Annotated in this window: 17 protein-coding genes; all 17 read left to right on the top strand. The window is 48.0% G+C overall.

The genetic code is table 11. From position 1 onward, the window contains the following. Positions 1–63: 63 nt before the first annotated feature. The 17 genes from FU659_RS08015 to FU659_RS07940 all read left to right on the top strand — a co-directional run bounded on the left by FU659_RS08015 (position 64) and on the right by FU659_RS07940 (position 20,156). Positions 64–1,272, top strand: a complete 1,209-nt coding sequence (locus FU659_RS08015) for a helix-turn-helix domain-containing protein (protein ID WP_397355318.1) — start codon at positions 64–66, stop codon at positions 1,270–1,272. A 74-nt stretch (positions 1,273–1,346) separates the two neighbouring features. Next, positions 1,347–3,122, top strand: coding sequence for a cache domain-containing sensor histidine kinase (locus FU659_RS08010; protein WP_147947083.1), 1,776 nt, complete (start codon positions 1,347–1,349; stop codon positions 3,120–3,122). Between the two features lie 138 nt (positions 3,123–3,260). Beyond that, positions 3,261–4,178 (top strand): carbohydrate ABC transporter permease, encoded by a 918-nt coding sequence (locus tag FU659_RS08005; protein ID WP_261807682.1) that lies wholly within the window; start codon positions 3,261–3,263, stop codon positions 4,176–4,178. After that, a complete protein-coding gene (locus tag FU659_RS08000) occupies positions 4,175–5,047 on the top strand; it encodes a carbohydrate ABC transporter permease (RefSeq protein WP_147947082.1) in 873 nt (290 codons plus the stop codon). The genes FU659_RS08005 and FU659_RS08000 overlap by 4 nt, the downstream gene beginning before the upstream one ends. 111 nt (positions 5,048–5,158) lie before the next feature. Next, positions 5,159–6,589 (top strand): ABC transporter substrate-binding protein, encoded by a 1,431-nt coding sequence (locus FU659_RS07995; RefSeq protein WP_261807681.1) that lies wholly within the window; start codon positions 5,159–5,161, stop codon positions 6,587–6,589. 177 nt (positions 6,590–6,766) lie between these two features. After that, a complete protein-coding gene (locus FU659_RS07990; RefSeq protein ID WP_147947081.1) occupies positions 6,767–7,861 on the top strand; it encodes a hypothetical protein in 1,095 nt (364 codons plus the stop codon). A 184-nt stretch (positions 7,862–8,045) separates the two neighbouring features. Then, positions 8,046–8,981 carry a hypothetical protein gene (locus FU659_RS07985; protein ID WP_147947080.1) on the top strand — a complete coding sequence of 312 codons (936 nt, stop codon included), beginning with the start codon at positions 8,046–8,048 and terminating at the stop codon, positions 8,979–8,981. A gap of 319 nt (positions 8,982–9,300) precedes the next feature. Continuing rightward, positions 9,301–11,577: a helix-turn-helix domain-containing protein gene (locus FU659_RS07980; RefSeq protein WP_147947079.1), complete on the top strand. Its 2,277-nt coding sequence runs from the start codon at positions 9,301–9,303 to the stop codon at positions 11,575–11,577. 257 nt (positions 11,578–11,834) lie between these two features. Then, positions 11,835–12,794, top strand: coding sequence for an ABC transporter permease (locus tag FU659_RS07975; protein ID WP_147947078.1), 960 nt, complete (start codon positions 11,835–11,837; stop codon positions 12,792–12,794). Positions 12,795–12,797: 3 nt separating this feature from the next. Further along, positions 12,798–13,670, top strand: coding sequence for a carbohydrate ABC transporter permease (locus tag FU659_RS07970; RefSeq protein ID WP_147947077.1), 873 nt, complete (start codon positions 12,798–12,800; stop codon positions 13,668–13,670). A gap of 52 nt (positions 13,671–13,722) precedes the next feature. After that, on the top strand, positions 13,723–15,258 hold the full coding sequence (locus FU659_RS07965; protein ID WP_147947076.1) for an extracellular solute-binding protein: 1,536 nt from the start codon (positions 13,723–13,725) through the stop codon (positions 15,256–15,258). 54 nt (positions 15,259–15,312) lie between these two features. Continuing rightward, positions 15,313–15,777, top strand: coding sequence for a hypothetical protein (locus FU659_RS36270; protein ID WP_222708500.1), 465 nt, complete (start codon positions 15,313–15,315; stop codon positions 15,775–15,777). Further along, positions 15,774–16,895 (top strand): hypothetical protein, encoded by a 1,122-nt coding sequence (locus FU659_RS07960; protein WP_222708499.1) that lies wholly within the window; start codon positions 15,774–15,776, stop codon positions 16,893–16,895. Before FU659_RS36270 ends, FU659_RS07960 begins: the two co-directional genes overlap by 4 nt. 24 nt (positions 16,896–16,919) lie before the next feature. Then, the gene (locus FU659_RS07955) at positions 16,920–17,300 is read left to right on the top strand and encodes a cyclic nucleotide-binding domain-containing protein (protein WP_147947074.1); all 381 of its coding nucleotides are present in this window, start codon (positions 16,920–16,922) and stop codon (positions 17,298–17,300) included. Positions 17,301–17,307: 7 nt separating this feature from the next. Further along, positions 17,308–17,529 carry a helix-turn-helix domain-containing protein gene (locus FU659_RS07950; protein ID WP_147947073.1) on the top strand — a complete coding sequence of 74 codons (222 nt, stop codon included), beginning with the start codon at positions 17,308–17,310 and terminating at the stop codon, positions 17,527–17,529. 23 nt (positions 17,530–17,552) lie between these two features. Next, positions 17,553–18,647, top strand: coding sequence for a hypothetical protein (locus FU659_RS07945; RefSeq protein WP_147947072.1), 1,095 nt, complete (start codon positions 17,553–17,555; stop codon positions 18,645–18,647). Positions 18,648–18,836: 189 nt separating this feature from the next. Continuing rightward, positions 18,837–20,156: an FAD-dependent oxidoreductase gene (locus FU659_RS07940; protein WP_147947071.1), complete on the top strand. Its 1,320-nt coding sequence runs from the start codon at positions 18,837–18,839 to the stop codon at positions 20,154–20,156. The last annotated feature ends 33 nt before the right edge of the window (positions 20,157–20,189 follow it).

The following is a 20,189-nucleotide window of genomic DNA, read 5'->3' as shown; positions in this document are numbered from 1 at the left end:
CTGTCGGAGCGGCATGGAAAATATAAACGGCTTTTGGAAGATTCGTTAAAACATAAGTTTTCCATGACGGGTATGTCATCCTTGCGTTCCCATATATTGAATGAAATCATAACAGGATCTGTGGAGAATTCCGACGATTATCTGTTTATTTTCGAACAGATTGGGTTAAAGCTCGAAGGGCCATATTATTTGATGCTTGTCGTTGAGCTCTTTTGGGATCGTGTGGGGTTTGGGGGTGGAGCGATCCAATCGCTCCGGGATCGAAACTTGCTGAAGTATGCAACTGTCAATATTATTGAAGAGACATTGGCGGACTGGAATGCGGTAACCTTTTATGGTCAAGGCAATCAGATTGTAACGATTCTGCAGTATAATGAGTCCGACTATACGCAGAACAGGGCGGAAAATGTTTCGAAGCTGAATTTAATTGGGAAGACACTTGTATCCAACATCCAAGGCTATCTTCATATGGAGGTGGTTGTCGGCATCAGTCTTTTACGGCTAGGGTTGCAGACACTGCCTGAGAGCTATCGTGAAGCTGTTAATGCTATAAAATGGCATGCTCTATACGAAGATCACAATGTCTTTTATGCTGAGGATTTCTCTTTGAAGGAAGCAGTGGTGAGGGTGAATTGGCAGGAAGCAACCAATCAATTCATTGAATGTGTCAAGACTAGGAGAAAACTAGAAGATGTAAAAGAACTGGTCAGCCGGTTTATCTCAGATATCTCGCCCATATTCGAGAGCGACGATTCAACTGCGGGCATCCCGCTGAGTATCGCTTATCGGGTTTACGCCACCTTATTAGAGATGAAAGAGACGGTAGGAGATGGGTATAAGTTGCTTGATCCGATCATGTTCTTTCAATTTCCGCTTACAGGAATCGAAATCAAGAAGCGTTTCGCCGAATTTTTGTTGGATACAGCGGGGCTTATTCATACATCCATGACCGATCATGATATGGCAATTATCCAGCAATCCATTGCGTATATTCGCGGGAATTTTCGGAACAAAGGGCTGAAAATACAGGATGTCGCAGATCATGTGCATTTAAGTCCCAACTATTTGAGTTATTTATTCAAGCAAATAACAGACCAAACAGTGTGGGAGTTCGTGACGAAGATACGGATGGAGGAGTCCAGACAACTGCTCATGAACACGAATAAAAAGCGATACGAAATTGCGGACGAGGTCGGATATGAATCGCCTGAACATTTCAGCCGTGTGTTTAAACGATACTACGGGGAGAGTCCCAATACTGTTCGCGGATAAACGTACTGGACCCTTCATTGGTTCCAGCCAGAATTGAATCATATATAAGTGGATCGGCATGGTGAGTACCATTGTTGTTTAGAAGTGTGCAATCGCAACGATTAACAAAGAAGGCTTTGCTGTTTGTCATCGTGTTCATCTTTATTCCGATGCTGCTCATCTTCTGGTTTGCCTCAAATCGGGCTTCCCTTTCGATTAAAATGCAGGTGGGGAAAGCTTTGTCCGAATTAAATAAACAAAATCTTGCGACGATGGACAGAGTCATGGATTCTGTTGATCAGAAGCTGGTGACGATCTTAAGTTCCGATCTCATGCAGAAATGGAAAGATGATAGCACATTAAATGTGGAACAGCGCGTACAAAAGTACATTGCAACAGAAAAGCTGCTAGGCAACTATTCCACGAGTGTGAAATACTCTCTGTTCGTATTGACGAAACGACCGACAAATTATTACTTTGCCCCTTCTACCGATGTGTCGGGCTCGGGCGTTTTTTTTGTACAAGACCTGAAAGAAAGAACTTGGCTCCAAAAAGCGGCTGAGGCAAATGGAAGAGGTTTAGTAGAAAATATTGATAAGTTCGGATTTAATGTAAACTCGCAGAAAACCATCGCCTATTTAAGAGCCGTCACGGATCTTTCTAATAGCGGGGATACGATCAGCATATTAGTGGCTACGGAGATCGAAAGTCTGCTGACTTCGGAAATGAATTCAATTAAGCTACCGGATCATACGAGAGAATTCCTAACCGATGCTAGAGGTACGGTACTTGTGGGTTCGGCCCCTGATGAATTAACCTTCTCCATACCAGACAACGGGAAAGAACTGCTGCCGAACGTGTGGATCACGAACAGCCATATGTATGTTTATCATGACAGCCCTTTATACGCCAATCGACTGATATATGAGATTCCATTAAGCTCATTATTAGGCTCTTATAATGACGTACAGGAAATTATCCAGATTACGGCCATTTGCTATTTCATCGTTATCCTGTTCTTCCTGTTCTATTTGGGTAAGTCAGTCTTGAGGCCGATGGTGAGGCTGGCGAGTCTCACTCGTTCCTATGTGCCGGGCAAAGAAATGGAAAGGTATGCAGAAGAGGATAGAAAAGATGAAATAGGTATTTCATACCGCTACTTCTATTTGATGACGGAACGGTTGAACCAGTTGGTCAAAGAGAAATACATCATGGAAATCAAGCAGAAAGAGTCCGAACTGATCTTGATGCATTCTCAAATAACGCCGCACTTGCTCTATAATACTTTAGATTCAGTTTACTGGTATGGTATCCGAGGAGGCGTGCCCGAGGTCGCTGATATGGTCAGGGACTTGTCGACGATGCTGCGGATCGGTTTAAGCCGAGGCAAAGAAATCATTACGATTCGCGAAGAGTTGAATCACGTTGAAGCGTACCTGCAACTGCAAGAGAAACGGTATAATCAATCCTTTCACTTTCACATTCATGTCGAAGAGGGCATAGAGGGCTATTTGCTGCCAAAGGTCATCATTCAGCCACTCGTAGAAAACAGCATTCTCCACGGCATCGGTAAAATGGACGGGGAGGGGGAAGTATGGATCGGCATTCAGGTATCGGAGGGCAAACTCCTTATATCCGTTGAGGATAACGGCTTCCGGCCGTTAGATTTGGAGAAGATTCACTCCCTTCTGTCGGGAACGGCCGATCCTGACAAGGGCTTTGGAATCCGTAATGTACATAAACGTATCCAATTGCGATTTGGAAACGGATATGGACTGACTTACTCCGCACGGGAAGAAGGCGGAACGAAAGTCTTAATTAGGCTTCCCGTCATCCGGTCCGAAGATGAAATAGCCGCATACACCGAATAATCATCTCAAAACCGCCTGAAAAGGGCGGTTTTATTAATGAATAGAATTGATCACAAAGTTCGGAGAAGCCGTCATGGGATTGATGTCCGGTTATCTTTACAATAAGAAGCATACCAATCGTAGAAAGGATGTGGGGAGGTGTCCACACAAGCCGTAAAGATTCAGGAAAGACAGACGGGTAATCCGTTCATTAAGAAATGCAGGGATTACTTATGGGGTATTCTCTTCCTGTTACCGGCAATTATTGTTTTTTGTTTGTTTCTTTGGACGCCAATTGCTAAAGGGGTCATGTACAGCTTTATGAACATTGATTTCGTAAGCGGCAGCAAATTCATTGGCCTGACTAATTATCGTGAGGTGCTTGGGAGCAGTATCCTGAGTATTTCTGTCTGGAACACCATCTACTATATGTTTCTATGTGTGCTGATCGGGTTCTGGGTACCTAGTATTGTATCGATTGCCATATCCGAACTGCGGTGGTTCCAAGGGGCCATGCGTTTAATCGTTTATTTGCCGCATATTGTGCCAGCAGTGGTGCTCTATGGGATGTGGCAATGGTTGTACGATCCGCTTGGACCAGCGAATCAGATCGTTTCATGGTTCGGTGGTCATCCGTTTTTGTGGCTGACGGATAAGAGCATGGCCATGATCTCGATCGTTATCGCGGAAACGTGGCAAGGATTCGGTGGGACGACGCTTATCTATTTGGCGGGTATCGTGAGCATTCCCAAGGATTTATACGAGGCTGCTGAAATTGATGGCGCGGGCGTTATGCAGCGCATTCGCTATATTACGATTCCTGGCATTCGTCACCTCTATATGCTCCTATTTATTTTGCAACTGATCAGCACGTCACAGGGCTTTACGACCCATATTGCGCTGACAGGCGGCGGCCCGAACAATGCGACGCTAACGTATATGTACCAGATCATTAATGAAGCCTTTACGAACTTAAACTATGGAAAAGCTTCAGCCATGGGGGTTCTCATGTTTTTGGTGCTCACATCGCTGTCTGTCGTACTCTACTACCTCCAAGGAAGGAGCAAAGAAGTATGAGCAATCGGGAACGCAGTATCATGTCTTCTTTTGATTACAAAAAGAATTCAGTTCGTGCCGGATACTTTATCATGCTGCTTGCACTTATCGCGCTTGCTGCGGCAATGTTGTATCCATTTGGAACAACGATTCTCTCTTCGTTCAAAACCAAACAGGAAATTTTCTCATTTCCGCCAAGCTTTTTCCCACAACAGCTGGAATGGAGCAATTACAAAGAGGGATTCAAGTATGTGGATTTAATTCGGGCTTTTTGGAATACGTTGATCCTTTTTGCGGGGAATGCGACGATCCCTTTGCTTGTTGTAGGACTGGCTGCCTTCAGCCTTTCCCAAATGAAGCTGCCTATGCGTAAGGGAATAACACTTTTTTTTATGAGTACACTTATGATCCCGAGCGCAACTTACTTGATACCAAGCTTTTTGAACCTGCAGAGCCTTGGATTAATCAATTCTTACTGGGCGTTCTGGCTGCCTGCAGGTGCTAACGCCTTCAATATCTTGCTGCTCAAAGGCTTTTTCGACGGAATCAATAAGGAATTATTCGAAGCGGCGCGATTGGATGGGGCATCGGAATTACGCTGTTTTTATCGGCTTGCGGTGCCGATGTCAATTCCCGTTTTTTCTACACTGCTCATATTTTCCTTTACTTCGACTTGGAACGACTGGTACTGGCCGTCTCTCGTACTGACAGCACCTGAGAAATATCCGATTGCTTCTGTGGTGTACCGCAATATCATCCAATCGCTGAATCTGTCTTGGAACGTCAAGTTCAGTGTATTGACCGTGATCATGATCCCGCCGCTCCTGTTCTTTCTGGTCTTTCAGAGAAACATTATGCATGGTCTTAACCTCTCTGGGACCAAAGGGTAATCCAGGTGGATCCATCATCACAATCCCTGAATACATCATCGATTTCAAAAATCCGTCCAAGTATGATGAAGGTGCAAGTCATTTTTCAAAAATAGGAAGGGGTAATACAAGTTGAAAAACAAGAAAAAAAATCTCAGCATCATGACGTTCATCGCTTTGACGATGATCGTAACCGGTTGTGGAAACAACAGTAATACCGGAAATACCAACAGCAAAGAAAGTCCAGCAACGGGGGGAACGACGGCTAGCCCTAGTGCGTCGACTAAGGCTGCTCCAATCACGATGACCGTCCAATTTCCCAAGTCGGACAATCTTACGGGAATTGAATTTGTTAACAAAAAGCTGGATCGTTTTGCGGAGAAATATCCAAACGTTACCTTTAAAAAGAACGATTGGCAATATGCGCCCAGTGAAATCGGCATCAAGATGGCCGCTCATCAAGCTCCTTCTGGGTTCCGTATTCCTGCTACCGAGGGAAAGACGCTGTTGGAACATAAATGGCTTACAGATTTGACGCCGTTTCTAGCGAAATATGAGTTTGCCAATGATTTCAATGAAAAGTTAACAGCCCCCTTCATAATTGATGGAAAAATGTATGCCGTGCCGGCAAGTGGCTATATTGTGTCTGTCATGATCAACAAAAAGCTGTTTGCTGCCAAGAACGTTCCGTTACCAACGCCTGACTGGACTTGGGATGATTTCTATGCGGCGGCTAAAGCGACTGCCGATCCTGCCAAAGGCATAGCAGGGTTTGCATTGAAGGCTAAAGGCAATGAGGGCGGATGGGACTGGACAAACTTCTTATATGCGGCAGGAGGAACCACAGAAAATGTAACCGGCGGCAAAGTAACGTCGGCCTTCAACTCCGATGCCGGTGTCAAAGCGATGGAGTTTATGAAGAAATTAAGATGGGAAGGCGATGCACTCCCGCAGAACTGGGCTTTAAACTTCGGTGATGTTTACAATTTGTTCAAGCAAGGCCGGGCAGCTATGGTATTTGGTGATAGAATCGAGGACGCGATAAATAATGGCGGCATGAAAAAAGAAGATCTACTAATACTTCCTGTGCCATCGATGGTAAAGGGGGGTGACCATACGGGTGTGCTGGGCGGTAACTACGATATCGTCAATCCGCAGGAGCCGCCTGAAGTGCAGCAAGCGGCATTCGATTACATGACGTTCGATTTGTTTAAGGAAAGCGGAATTGCAGAGTTGAAGCAGGTTCTGGAAGATAGGAAAAGTAAGGGTCAAGTATACCTGTACGGGGCACCGGCTTACTATAAAGTAGATTCAGCGTACGGCAAGAAGATTGCGGCGCTTGTCGATCAATATCCGGATAACGTTTACAGATACGATGCGCAAGTCGCTAAGCTAATGAAAGGCGTTCCGGAGCCTTCGTATTACGGACAGGATCTCTATGGGGCATTGACTAACGTTATGCAGGAGGTATTTACCAATAAAAATGCGGATGTCAAAGCGCTGCTTGACGCCACAGCGAAGAAATTCGACGCGGAAATGCTCTCTAAAGTTACTGTACAGTAAGTTAGAAGGTCAATCATTTCTGTGTAACACGAACGAATGACAAGAAGAAATAATGCTGCCGAAGCTGTAAATGCCGCATTAGCGGTTCTATAGTGGATCCACTTCTCATATTCGTATTCCCCTTCGGGAAGGTTTCTGTGAGGGGTGGATCATGTGCAGGAATAGGAGGTGTTAACGATGTTAACGAGAACATCGTTTGCAGACAAAATCACAGGACTGCCGATCCTCTCGGTCGGGTGCGAAGGACGCGATACAGCTCATAATTATTTTACCGCGATGACATGGTTGTCGAACAGCCGACATTTGATTGTACAAACGGATATCGACAGGGAGAAGCTGACGGGAAGCATCGTGCGCTTCGATACGGATACTGGCGATGTGCAGGTGCTGGAAGAAGATCTGACTTGGGGACGCGGGGTCGTTTCGTGTGATGATATTTTGTATTTATTCGACAAGAATGAGCTGTACGCAATTGATGCGTGGAGCGGGGAACGGCGTACGATCTGCAAGCTGGAAGAGCATTGCACGTTCTTTGGGCCACTATCGATTACGAACGATGGCAAGGTGCTTGGTGTCTACTGGAAGGAGCAGCTCCATCCACCCGAGGATGCTTCGTCCCGGGAGGCCAATTGGGTGATCGGCACTGTTCATACGGAGAGCGGGGAAGTATGTGTAGCAGCCCGTCCTTTGTTTGAGGAGCCTTATCCAGTGGCGAATCATGCTATGGTCAATCCGGTTGATCCGAATCATGTGTTCTTTTCCCATGAGGGGGCAACGGAGCAAATTCCGGATCGGCTCTGGGTGGTCGATACGCGAACCGGAGACATGCGTAACCTCTTTTCGCAGAAAAGGGAGGAGAGCGGACGGCCAGTCGAGTATGTTGGGCACGAAATTTGGGCGTTCGACGGCAGTGGACTGTACTTCGTAAAATATCCACATAGTCCGGATAAACCGACAGGCGTATTTTTCGTGGATAAGCAGGGGGAGTGGAGTGAATTCGTTAACGGAGACTATAATTATTGGCATGTAGGGATTAGTCCTGACGGTTGGTATGCTGTGGCTGATACGCAAGAGCCCGGCATCTCTAAAATCGTGTTGATCGACATGGCCACGAAGCGGTCCAAGCTGCTATGCGAGCTGCCATGCCGAGGGGTCCATCCCGGACACCCGCATCCATCGTTTAGCCCGGATAACCGTAAGATCACATTCACATTCTCCGATGAGCATGATGTGCTCTGGGTTGGCATTATGGACATTAGCGACTGCAAGTAGCATGGTGGAAAAGAGGGGGGTGGATCATGACGATTGCAGTTTAAGCAGGAATGATAGGCCTGCATGATCCTTGATCATGCAGTAGATGTGGGATGGACCTGAACAAGCATGGATCAGGTGCCATTTTCGACAACAAATGGAAACGCTTTCTTAATTGAGATGCCATAAAAGGGAGTGAGTTTACTTGGTAATAAAAAAATGGATGGTAAGCTTTATGCTGGTCCTGCTGCTTTTGTCCGCCTCACCATTGTTTGGACTACTATCTTTAGGTAACACGACAGCTATCGCGGCAGAACCGTTACAAAATGTTACGATTGGCGGATTTGAAAGCGATGAAGAACTCTGGCAGTTAGGGCTCGGCACCGAATTTCCCGGAGCTAAAGGCGACTATGTGCGAGAAGCGTCTACTTACAAATCCGGGATGTTTTCCGGTAAGCTGCGCGGTGATTTCAGTACAGGCGGCAAATATGTGACGCTTCGTAAAAGATTCATACCCTTGGATATGCAAAAACTGGAGTTTTGGGTGAAAACGGTGGATGCTGCTTCGCTCTCGCTTCGAGTGACGGATTCGAGCGGGCAGGTTCACCAGCAGAAGATCACATTAACTTCAACCTCCAATTGGCAGAAGGTGGAGATATCCAAATATAACGGCGGGCAAAGCTATCTTTATTTCAACGGAGCGAGTGACGGCAAATGGCACGGTCCTGCCCAGGGGATAGAGTTTTTGCTTGAAAAGTCTGGTTTGATCGGTGGAAAAGTAAGCGGGGACGTGTATTTTGACGATGTATCGGCGACGATTCCGCAACAGGAGCCTCTATGGGAATCCGCGATCGGAAACTTCGAGAATGCTTTTGATATATGGAAGTTAGGATTGGGCACCGAATTTCCCGGAGCCAAAGGCGAATATGTACGAGATGCTTCCGATTCCAAGTCGGGAGCCTATGGGATGGTGAGCACCAAGGAGAAAGTGGAGTATGCGTGCAGAATAACAGCACTTGGAGAAATGTTCCAAAGACTTTCTTCTGTTCCCTCATGTCCTAAATTGGAACGACGGAGTTTAATAAGCTTACTATCCGGACGACAACTGTTAACAGGGCAATGGAATCCTGCGAATGAGTGAGTAAAAGTGAGATAAAACCTTAAAACCGAGGGAACATTCCTGTTAGGGCTAAGAAATAGCCTTCGTCAAAAAGGAGCGCCTCGGTATGATGGGTTTGTCCCGGGCTTATAACCCAACACAATCAAGGAGGCGCTCTTATCATGAAGTTTAAACAATCTGAAATACAAAATCAACGAATTGAACGAATTAGCACATCTGCTGGATAACGAATCAAACCCGATAATCCTTTCTAATGATTATGCCCTGATTATGGACTTCCTTCAATCTCATCTCTATAATAGGAGAAAAATTAGGCGAAACTGCTTACAAGGGAGATGCCATGAAAAATCGTTCCAGCAAATATTTCAATCGTCTCTTAATGTACAGTCTGCTGATCGGCTCTATTCCAGCTATCATCGTTGGAGTCATCTCATATTACAAAGCCTCCTCTATAGTTCAAGACAAGGTCAACCAGAGTAGCATGGCGACACTTCAGCAGACCCAACTTCGTGTGGAGCAGATCCTTAAGACGATCGATCATTCGGTTACACAGTATATTAGCTCGCCCCTTGTAGTTAATGCGATGTCGCTCCCTTATTCAGCAGCCAATTATCAGGTTTATAATGAAATGTACCAGAACATGGTGCGCAGCCAAACCTTCGAGCTGACGATAAACAATATGACGGTACTGAATTTAAAAGGTCAATGGGGCGTCGACAACAACAATATTTTTACATTTGATGATGTAAGGAATCTGGAGCAGCTTCTCCGGTATGAGAAGCTGCCTTCATTTTCTTTTTGGGTAACGGACGAGGACAAGCGTTCGCCAAGTATTAGTCTCGTGAAGAAAATTCCGCTGAATTCGCTGAAAGCTAACGGACTGGCCATCGTGACCATCGCTGAATCGCAGCTGGCGAGACTTCTGGCAGCCGATAACCGGATCGGCAGCATTATGGTAATGGATAAGGATTACCGTCTGTTGTCCCGAAGCGATCAGAAAGTGCAGCAATCCGGCTTGGAGCAACTTGTTACCGGGGTGCAAAGACGAAGCGAAACGGAAGGGCAATTCAATGTAGAGCTTGACGGGGACAACACAAGTGTCATCATGCGCAAGTCAAGTTACAATGGCTGGATATATGTGTCTGCCATATCCATAAAAGATATTACCCGAGATTCCCGCTCTATAGGTTGGGTTACTCTGTTTGTATGCCTGCTCATGGTTCTGGTAACCGGCGGGCTGGCACTGTACGGTTCACGGACGTTCTATCGGCCAGTTCGGAAATTGGTCGCGACGATTGCCGACAGATTCGAAGATCCACCAGAAGAAGCCCGCACCGATGAATTTGCCATAATCGGCTATCGGCTGCAATCTATGCTGCAGACGGAATCCCGCCTCTTAGCCCAGCTTACGGGACAAGTACGGGAGCTGAAGCATTTTTTTGTCATGAAGCTGATTCGAGGTGAGGAGAAAGAGTCTCAGTTACCGGCCAGACTGAAAGAGTATGGCTATCATGCCAATTGGGAGTGGCATGCCGTACTCGCCATTCAGATCGATGATCTGGAGAGGTCCCAGTATAATGAAAATGATCGTGATCTGCTGCTCTTCGCCATCGCAAATATCGCCGGCGAGCTGATCCCCGCCGAGGAACGGCTAGATCCTGTGTTGCTGGAACAATCCCAGATCACGGTTGTGGGAGGTACCGGAACTACGGACGTGGAGTACAAGAACCGGTTGTTTGCCGTGGCGGAGCTTATCAGGAAAACAGTACAGCAATACCTAAAGCTGCAAATTAGCATTGGCATCAGCCGTCCCCAAAAGCGACTCATCGATATTTCTGTCTCTGCGGAGCAAGCACTAGAAGCGCTTCGCTACCGGATTCGTTTCGGCCCGGAATCAGTTCTGTTTATCGATGATGTCCAACCTGATGACTTGGTATCCAGCGTGTTCCCGCACCGTGCGGCCAAAGAGCTTTACGATGCAGTTAAGCTGGCGGAGCGGACAAGGGCTGACAAACTGTTGGAACGCTGCATTGGACTGATCTTTAATGAACAAGCCGACTGGCGCCAATATCGGATGTCACTGGTCAGACTGTACACTATGCTGACCGAGCTTGGACAGTCCGAGACAACAGCGGATACAAAGACGGAATTACCACTCGATCAGGAAAAGCAGCTTTTTGACAGACTACTCGATCTAAAATCCCAGGAGGAAATCCGCCTTTGGTTTTGCGATACCGTCATTGCCCCGATCATGCGCAGGCTAGAGCAGCAGAGCAAGTCTCACGCCAAGAAAATATCGGACCAGATAACTGATTTGATTCATCAGCGCTTCGACACCGAACTTACCCTTGAGGCATGCGCGACGCAATTGAATTACCACCCCAACCATTTGGGGCCGCTGTTCAGCAGGGATAAAGGGATCAGCTTCAGCGAGTACCTTCTAAACTACCGTTTGATGATGGCGAAACAATGGCTGGTCGAGACTGATATGAAGATCGGGGATATTGCGGAAAGATTAACCTACACCAACCCTCAGAATTTCATCCGTTTTTTTCGCAAGATGGAGAACATGACGCCCGGACAATACCGGGAATTGTACTGCCATCACAAAATATGAACGCTTCACTCCGAAGACTCCCCGCGATAGGTCCACTGCCTGTCGTTGGGGGTCTTCTTCATTTTGATGTTAAGGGGTAACAAGAGGTTTCTCGTGGCCTCGGACTCATGATTATTCTGGACGTGATTATGATTATAACCTCTACAGCGACAAACACCTTTCCTGATGATTATCCCTCGATTATAGACGTCCGCACGTCGGCCGTTTATCTTGAAGGTACACACAAAAAATCACGAAACACGAAGGTGGAGTTGAAGATGAATCAAATCAAAGGAAATCTTGCGCTTCAAATGTCTGCTGCTAAGCCGAAGAAGCAATGTTTCTGGCGCCAGATACGGAGGAACAAATGGCTGTATGGGATGCTGGCTCCCGGGGTGCTTTACTTCCTGTTGTTCAAATACGCCCCTATGTGGGGACTTCTCATAGCTTTCAAGGATTATCAGCCTTACCTGGGCTTTTTCGGCAGTAAGTGGGTTGGCATCAAGCACTTCGAGCGGCTGTTCCATGATCCGTCGTTCTGGATGCTTCTGAGGAATACCCTGGTGCTGGCCGGGTACAATATTTTTTTCTTTTTTCCCGCACCGATCCTGCTCTCTCTCATAATTAATGAAGTGCGTCAAGAGAAATTCAAACGGGCCATACAGACTTTCATCTACGTACCTCATTTTATCTCATGGGTCGTGGTGGTCGGCATAGCCTATACCTTCTTTACAATCGACGGCGGACTGGTGAATGAAGCCATCATGGCAATGGGTGGGAGCAAGATTAACTTTCTCGCAAGCGCAGGCTGGTTTAGAACCATGATCACACTGGAAGTGATTTGGAAGGAAACAGGATGGGGAACCATTATATTCCTTGCAGCCTTGGCAGGAGTCGATCCCCAGATATACGAAGCCGCAAAAATAGACGGTGCGGGAAGGTTGCGCCAACTATGGCACGTGACGCTTCCTGCCATTCGCTCTACCATTATTATTCTTTTCATCCTCCGGCTGGGTACCTTTTTGGACACGGGCTTTGAGCAAATCTTCCTGATGCTGAATCCGATTAACCGTGAGGTCGGGGAAGTGTTTGACACTTATGTATATACGGCGGGGATTACGCAAGGGCAGTTCAGTTTCAGTACCGCTGTCGGCCTTTTCAAGTCGGTTGTTGGATTTGTACTGGTCATCAGCTCAAACTGGCTGGCCAAAAAATTCGGTGGGGAAGGGGTGTATTAATCTATGAATCAACAAAACCGAAGCTGGGGAACCCGTCTGTTCGACTGGACCAACGTCGCAATCCTTCTGTTGGTGTCGGCTGTGATGCTCATCCCGTTTATGTATATCATAGTGATTTCCTTCGCGACGGAGCAGGAGGTGCTATCCAAAAGCTTCCTTGTATTTCCAACGAAATTCTCGTTGGCGGGCTACCGTTACATCTTGTCTACTCCAATACTGCTTCGTAGCCTGACAGTTACCATTGGGGTGACTGTGATTGGGACACTTGTGAACCTGCTGCTGACTGTGCTGATGGCATATCCACTTGCCCGCAAAGATTTGTATGGACGCCGTCCCGTCATGCTCATGGTTATTTTCACGATGGTGTTCAGCGCTGGTATCGTGCCTACCTTTTTGATTGTTAAAGCATTGCACCTTACCAATACCTACTGGGCGCTTATTATTCCCAGCGCGATCAGTGCTTTTAATATGATCATCATCAAAAACTTCTTCCAGCAGTTGCCTGACGGTTTGGAGGAATCGGCCAAGATCGACGGTTGCAATGATCTTGGGATTTTATTCCGTATTGTCATCCCATTATCTCTGCCTGCGATTGCAACCTTTTCGCTGTTCTACGCAGTAACTCATTGGAATACTTTCCTGAGCGCTATTTTGTACATCAACGATTCAAAGAAATGGCCAATCCAGGTCCTGTTAAGACAGATTGTGATCCTGTCGGAGAAGGGGTTGGCCGATATGAGCGAGGCGCCTCCTCCACCGTCCAAGATTATCAACATGGCGGTTATCGTGTTCTCCACCGTCCCGATTCTGTCGGTCTATCCATTTTTACAAAAGCACTTCGCCAAGGGAGTGCTGCTAGGTTCGGTTAAAGGATGAACCTGTTCATCTTTTAATATAATATCTTCAATATTATGAGGGGGAGTAAGACATGAATCAATTAAATCACAAAATGGCCCTAACTGGTCTCGCAGCAATCCTGACGGCTGCCAGTTTGTCAGCGTGCGGCAGCAATCAGGAAGAGAAGAACCAGAAGGCAACGCCAAGCGGAAAGTTTACATTCACGATGATGAACCAGTATTCGTCAACCGAGCCTCCCAAGGCCGACAATCCGATTGTCAAGCAGATCGAGGAATACACGAATACCAAGATCAATACCACCTGGGTTCCGGCGTCTGCTTACAATGACAAGGTCAACGTCTCCATCGCCTCCAATGATCTGCCTCAGGTACTGATGATTGGGGATACCAAGTCCTCATCAATCATCAATGCGGAGCGATCGGGCATGTTCTGGGAGATCGGACCCTATATCAAGGAGTTTCCCAACCTAAGCAAGTACAACGCGAAGGAGCAGGTACTGAAAAATATCTCAGTGGATGGCAAGGTTTACGGTTTGTACCGCGCCAGAGCGCTGGCCCGTCAGGGCATCGCCTTCCGGCAGGATTGGTTAGACAATCTGGGCTTGCAGCAACCGAAGACCATCGATGATCTCTACAAGGTTATCCGCGGATTCGCCTTAAACGATCCGGACAAAAATGGCAAAAACGATACATTCGGGCTAGTAGAGGCCGAGGATTCTGGCGGCACAGGCGCCATGGGTCTCACCGGCTTCCAGACCATCGCCTCCTTCTTCGGAGCGCCCAACCAATGGGATATTCAGGATGGCAAAGCAGTTCCCCAGTTTATGACTAAAGAAAATATGGAAGCCATGAAGTTCTACAAGAAGCTGTATGACGAAAAGCTGATTAATCAAGATTTCGCTGCAACCAAAGTCAGCAAACAGCAAGAGCAATTCTATCAAGGCAAGGCCGGCATGCTGTTCAATACACTTGACTTCGTGATTACAGGAGGAAACGAGCTGAAGAAAGCCAATCCTGCTGCCAAGATCGATATTGTCAGCAGGATTCAGGGACCTAAGGGAGAGCGGGTGTTTGCAACCACTGGATATAATGGAATGTTCGTGTTCCCAAAAGCCACAGTCAAGTCGGAGGCGGAGCTGAAGCAACTTCTTGGTTTCTTCGACAAAATCGTCGATGACAAAATGTTGAATACCTGGACGTGGGGGATCGAGGGTGTTCATTACACCAAAGGAGCGGACGGAGAACCGGCCATCTCTGACCAGACTGCTTATGCCAACGAGGTATCTCCTCTAAAGCAACTGCCTACCTATGACGGTGCGATGATGATCTGGAAGGGGAAGGGGGAAGCGGACAATAGATTCCGCACCATGATGAAAAACAACGAGGCAATTGCCGTATCCAACCCGATGGAGCCCCTGATCTCTCAGACAGCTGTGGAGAAGGGAACGGAGCTGAACAAGATCATTGCCGATGCCCGTGTCAAATTCATTATGGGAATCCTTGATGAAGCCGGCTTCAATAAAGAAGTGGAGAAGTGGCGCTCTCAGGGCGGAGACCAGATTATAAAGGATTATACGGAACTGTATACGAAGCAGGCCAAGAAATAATGTGGCTATTTCATCACGACCGATCATCTGCAGGCAGAAGTCGAGCAAACGAACATGTCGTTGCTCCACGAGGTAAACGGTAAGCTGCTGTTGGTGCTGAAGGCGATCGACTCGGAGGCGATGCAATTTTTGCGCAGCCGTGATATGAGGACGTTTATGGAGGATGATGCTGCTGACCAGCAGGATACGATCAATATCAACAACCGAATCGGCGATATGCTGATGAGCAATGATACCATTTTTTCAATCGATCTGTATTCCTATGCGAAGAAGCGCTGGTCGCAGACGAACTCGTTTCAAACGCCGGATCCAGGCCCCGATTATCAATGGATTAGTGCATTCGAGCGATACAAAGGCTTTTATCAGTGGATCGGCACACGAAAGCTGTCCATCGACGAATCGGGCAACATTCGGCACAACGTCATGACGCTCATTCGCTCTATCCGCTTACACATGGGGAAGGATACCGGAAAGGCGCGGTTGCTTTCAATGTCGATGAGCGATCCATTTATAATTTGATCAAAAGCGCGATCAATCCTTCTCTCGGTTATTTATTTCTGGCGGATGCGCAAGGAACGGTCCTCAGTCATTCTGATAAATTGTTGATTGGCAAGCAAACAGGCGAGTTGCTTTGGTCGAAAGAAATGAACGAGCGGGATGAAGGGCAGTTCCGTACGAAAATAAATGGGATCAACAGAACCGTCTTTTATATGAAGAGTCCGTATACGGGTTGGGAAATCATTAGCGTGGTGTCCGATTCTGAGCTCAGTAAGCCGCTGGTCCAGGTGCGAAACACATTGTTTGGCATTTCGATCATTCTTCTGCTTCTAGCAGGCGGCATGGCGATGGTATTAAACAGCTGGATGTTCCGGCCTGTGAAACGGGTTCTCTCGAGTGTGACGAAACAGCTGCAGGCGTATGGCGTATATGAAAGAAAAGATGAGCATACGGCAGACGACGAATTCAGCGGCATCGAAGTTTCCTTGTCGTACATTTTGGCGGACAGCAGTCGCATGTACAGGCAAATGCGTGAAACACAGCCGGTTATCAAATGGCGGCTTGTGATGGATGCGCTGATCGGCGCGCGCAAAAATCCGGGCGAGCTGTTGCCCAGCCTTGAAGCGATCGGATTTCCGCTGCACGCGATGCAATATATCGCTATGGCTGCTGAGTTCGATCGGAAATCGGGGATTGCCACTCCGCAGGATCTTCATTTATATAGCTACGCGCTATGTAATGTGGCGGAGGAGATCATCAACACCGAGTACCGAGGGATCGCCATTGAAGCGCGGGACGGCATGGTCGTTATCGTGCTCAGCTTTGACGATGAGGACGGGGAAGCGAATCTACTGCGGGCGCTGGCGGTTGCTGAGATGATCAAGAGCTATGTGGAAGAACAATTCAAACAGACGATTTCGATCGGATTAGGCCGCATGACGCAAGATTTGGGCGCGCTTCAGCATTCGTTTCACGACGCGATGTCGGCACTGTCGTACAAAATGATTCTCGGCGGCAACACAATTATCTCCAGCGAAGATATTCGCGAGCCAGCGAGAGGGGAGTTTATGCGCTTGCTTGGCATGACGGATGGGATTGTTGACTCGCTGCGGCTGACAGATGGCGAGAAGATGACGTAGCAGACGGAGCGTTGGTTCGGCGAAATGGCTGGCAGCGGCGCTGCGCCTGATATGATTCGCCAGCTTGTTGTGCATTTTATGATGAAGGCAGCTAAAGCGGTAGGCGAGATCGATCCGACACTGCTTGAAGAGGCGCCATCGCATCGACTATTTGATCTGCTGAGCCAGTATAAAAGCATCCATGAGTTGTCGGATTACGTCATCGAGCAGCTTGGCCGATATGCAGTGCTAATTGAGGAGAGACGAAGCAGTAGAGAGCGAAATGACGTTGTCGAGCGGATCACCGCTTTTATTGACGCCCACTATATGCACAGCGATTTATCATTGAATTATTTGGCAAGCGAGTTCAAGCTGAGCGTGTCGCATGTGAGCCGCATATTCAAGGAGCGAAAGAAATTTCATTGATTATTTGATGGATATCCGCATGAGGAAAGCGAAGGAGTTGCTCGCCGGTTCCGATATGCTGATCCGCGATGTATCGGGGGCGGTCGGCTATACGAACGTCAACAGCTTCGTGCGGATTTTTAAGAAAAGTACAGGATTTACCCCAGGTGAATATCGGGAGCGGGAGCAAGCGTCGCTAAGAGAAGCCGATGGTGCTAATGAAACCGACGAAGTTGATGGTGCCGAATAAGAATGCAACAGGAGGTACGGACGATGCTGAAGAGTACATCGTTTACAGATACAATCACGGGGCTGCCAATCCTCGCGATTGGGTCTGAAGGAGGTGATACGGGACATCACTACTATACGGCGATGTCGTGGTTGTCGAACAGCAGACATGTGATCGTACACACGGATATGGACCGGGAGACGTGGACAGGTAACATCGTGCGTTTCGATACGGAAACGGGTGATGTGCAGTTGCTGGAGGAAAGCCTGAAATGGGGACGCGGGGTCGTTTCGTGTGATGATATCTTGTATCTATTTGACAAGAATGAGTTGTATGCAATTGATGCGTGGAGCGGGGAACGGCGTACGATTTGCAAGCTGGAAGAGCATTGCGCGTTCTTTGGGCCCCTATCGATTACGAATGATGGCAAGGTGCTTGGCGTCTACTGGAAGGAGCAGCTTCGTCCATCCGAGGATGCTTCGTCTCGGGAAGCCAATTGGGTGATTGGCACCGTCCATACGGCGAGCGGGGAGGTGCGCGAAGTAGCTTGTCCGCAATTTGAGGGGCCTTATCCGGTGGCGAATCATGCCATGATCAATCCAGTTGATCCGGGTCAGGTATTCTTTTCCCATGAGGGCGCTACGGAGCATATTCCGGATCGGATCTGGGTGGTCGATACGCGAACAGGAGACAAGCGCAACCTTTTTTCGCAGAAGAAGGAGGAGAGCGGACGGCCAGTTGAATATGTTGGGCACGAGATGTGGGCGTTCGACGGCAGCGGACTGTACTTCGTGAAATATCCGCATAGCCCGGATAAACCGACAGGCGTATATTTCGTGGATCGCGGGGGCGAGCGGTACGAGTTCATTAACGGAGATTACAGGTATTGGCATGTGGGCATCAGTCCAGACGGCCGATATGCGGCGGCGGATACACAGGAGCCTGGTATTTCCAAAATCGTGCTTATCAACATGGCTACGAAACAGTCCGAGCTGCTATGCGAGCTGCCCTGTCGTGGGATGCATCCTGGACACCCGCATCCATCGTTTAGTCCGGACAGCCGGAAGGTCACCTTCACATTTTCGGATGAGCATGATGTACTCTGGGTCGGCATTATGGACATAAATGATCGTAAGTAGAGTGAGTCATGAGTTCTATGCAGGGGTACCCGCATGATCAAGGAGCATGCGGGAGCGAGGGACAGTGAAGGCTACAACCCAAAAAAGAAAGCGATTTCCGAAATCAAACCGTGCATGTAAATATGATGGTTTGGTAGGGAGTTATTTTGCTATGGGTATACAGGCATGTGTCAGTAGCTTTTTTTAATAATGATGAATGAGACTTGGGAGGGAAGTATGGGTCAAGTAGGTCATGATTATGACGTCATTGTGGTTGGAGCAGGAGTAGGAGGCATCTGTGCGGCTTTGGCTACTGCGCGTATGCGTTCGAAGGTGCTTCTCATTGAACAAATGAATGAAATCGGAGGGACCGGCGTTCATTCCGCGGTTTCTCTTGTATGCAAGTTTAGGGATTACAGCGGTCGAGTCATCAATAATGGTATTCATCGAGAGCTCTTTCCTTCAGCATATCGCCATATCGGCCTGTTCGGTGAAGAAGAGATGGTCCCCACTTATGATGAAGGGGAGCTGAAGGCAACTTACGAAGCGTTGCTGGAGGCTGAAACGACGTTAACGGTCTGGACTGGTACAACGGTGAAGCGAGTATATGTGGAAGACGGAACCATAGAAAGTCTGCTTCTTGACGGTAATCGGCAAGAAATAGTGCGAGGGGTGGTATTTCTAGATGCTACGGCCGATGGAAACCTAAGCGCGTTAGCTGGAGCGGAATACCGTATAGGACGCGAGCTGGATGGGAGAATGCAGTCTGCAACCGTTACCTTCAAGCTGAGCGGCTTTGATCCGGAATTACTGCGAATTCCGGCATTCACGACATGGGGAGGCATCCGCTCGCTTCGGCAGGAGCTTACTGTTATCTATCAGCGAATGAAGGAAGAAGGACGCACGAGCAATACGAGACTCAGCGTATTGTGTTTTCCTTATCCGGACGGAAAGGCGCTGCTCTTTAATTCAACCGCAGTAACGGAAGTGGATCCGACGTCTGAGGATTTAATTAAATCGGGCATGAAGGAAGGGATCAAACAAGCCGGAGAGTTGGTGGAAGCCATTCGGCAGCACCCGGCATTTTGCGAGGCACAGGTAGATTTCATGGCTTCTAAGCTGGGGGTTCGCGAGGGGCGGCGAGTTACAGGAGACTACGTGCTGACGGAGGAAGATTGCCTCTCAGCCAAAACCTTCGATGACATGGTGGCTGCCTGCGCTTATGAGCTGGATATTCACGATCCGCTTGGCGGGGGAGCCAAGCTCGTACCGATCGGAGGAGCGGGATATTATCATATCCCTTATCGCTCTATCATTGCGAAAGGCTTTAGCAATCTTCTATTAAGCTCCCGATGTATAAGCGGCACGCATGAAGCGCATAGCTCATACCGCGTGATGTCAGGGATCAGCGCCATTGGAGAGGCGGCAGGAACAGCAGCGGCTATTATGGTTGCAACGACGCCAAAAATACGCGCGACGTACGGGCGGCCCATATCCGGCATGTGCTGCAGGCTCGCGGACAGTTTGTAGAAGGGGTAACGGAGAGTTTTCAAATCCTAGGTA

Source organism: Paenibacillus sp. N3.4 (genome assembly GCF_008017805.1).
Lineage (GTDB): Bacteria > Bacillota > Bacilli > Paenibacillales > NBRC-103111 > Paenibacillus_E.
Note: the sequence above shows the minus strand (reverse complement) of the source record. Positions and strands in the feature narration are given on the sequence as shown.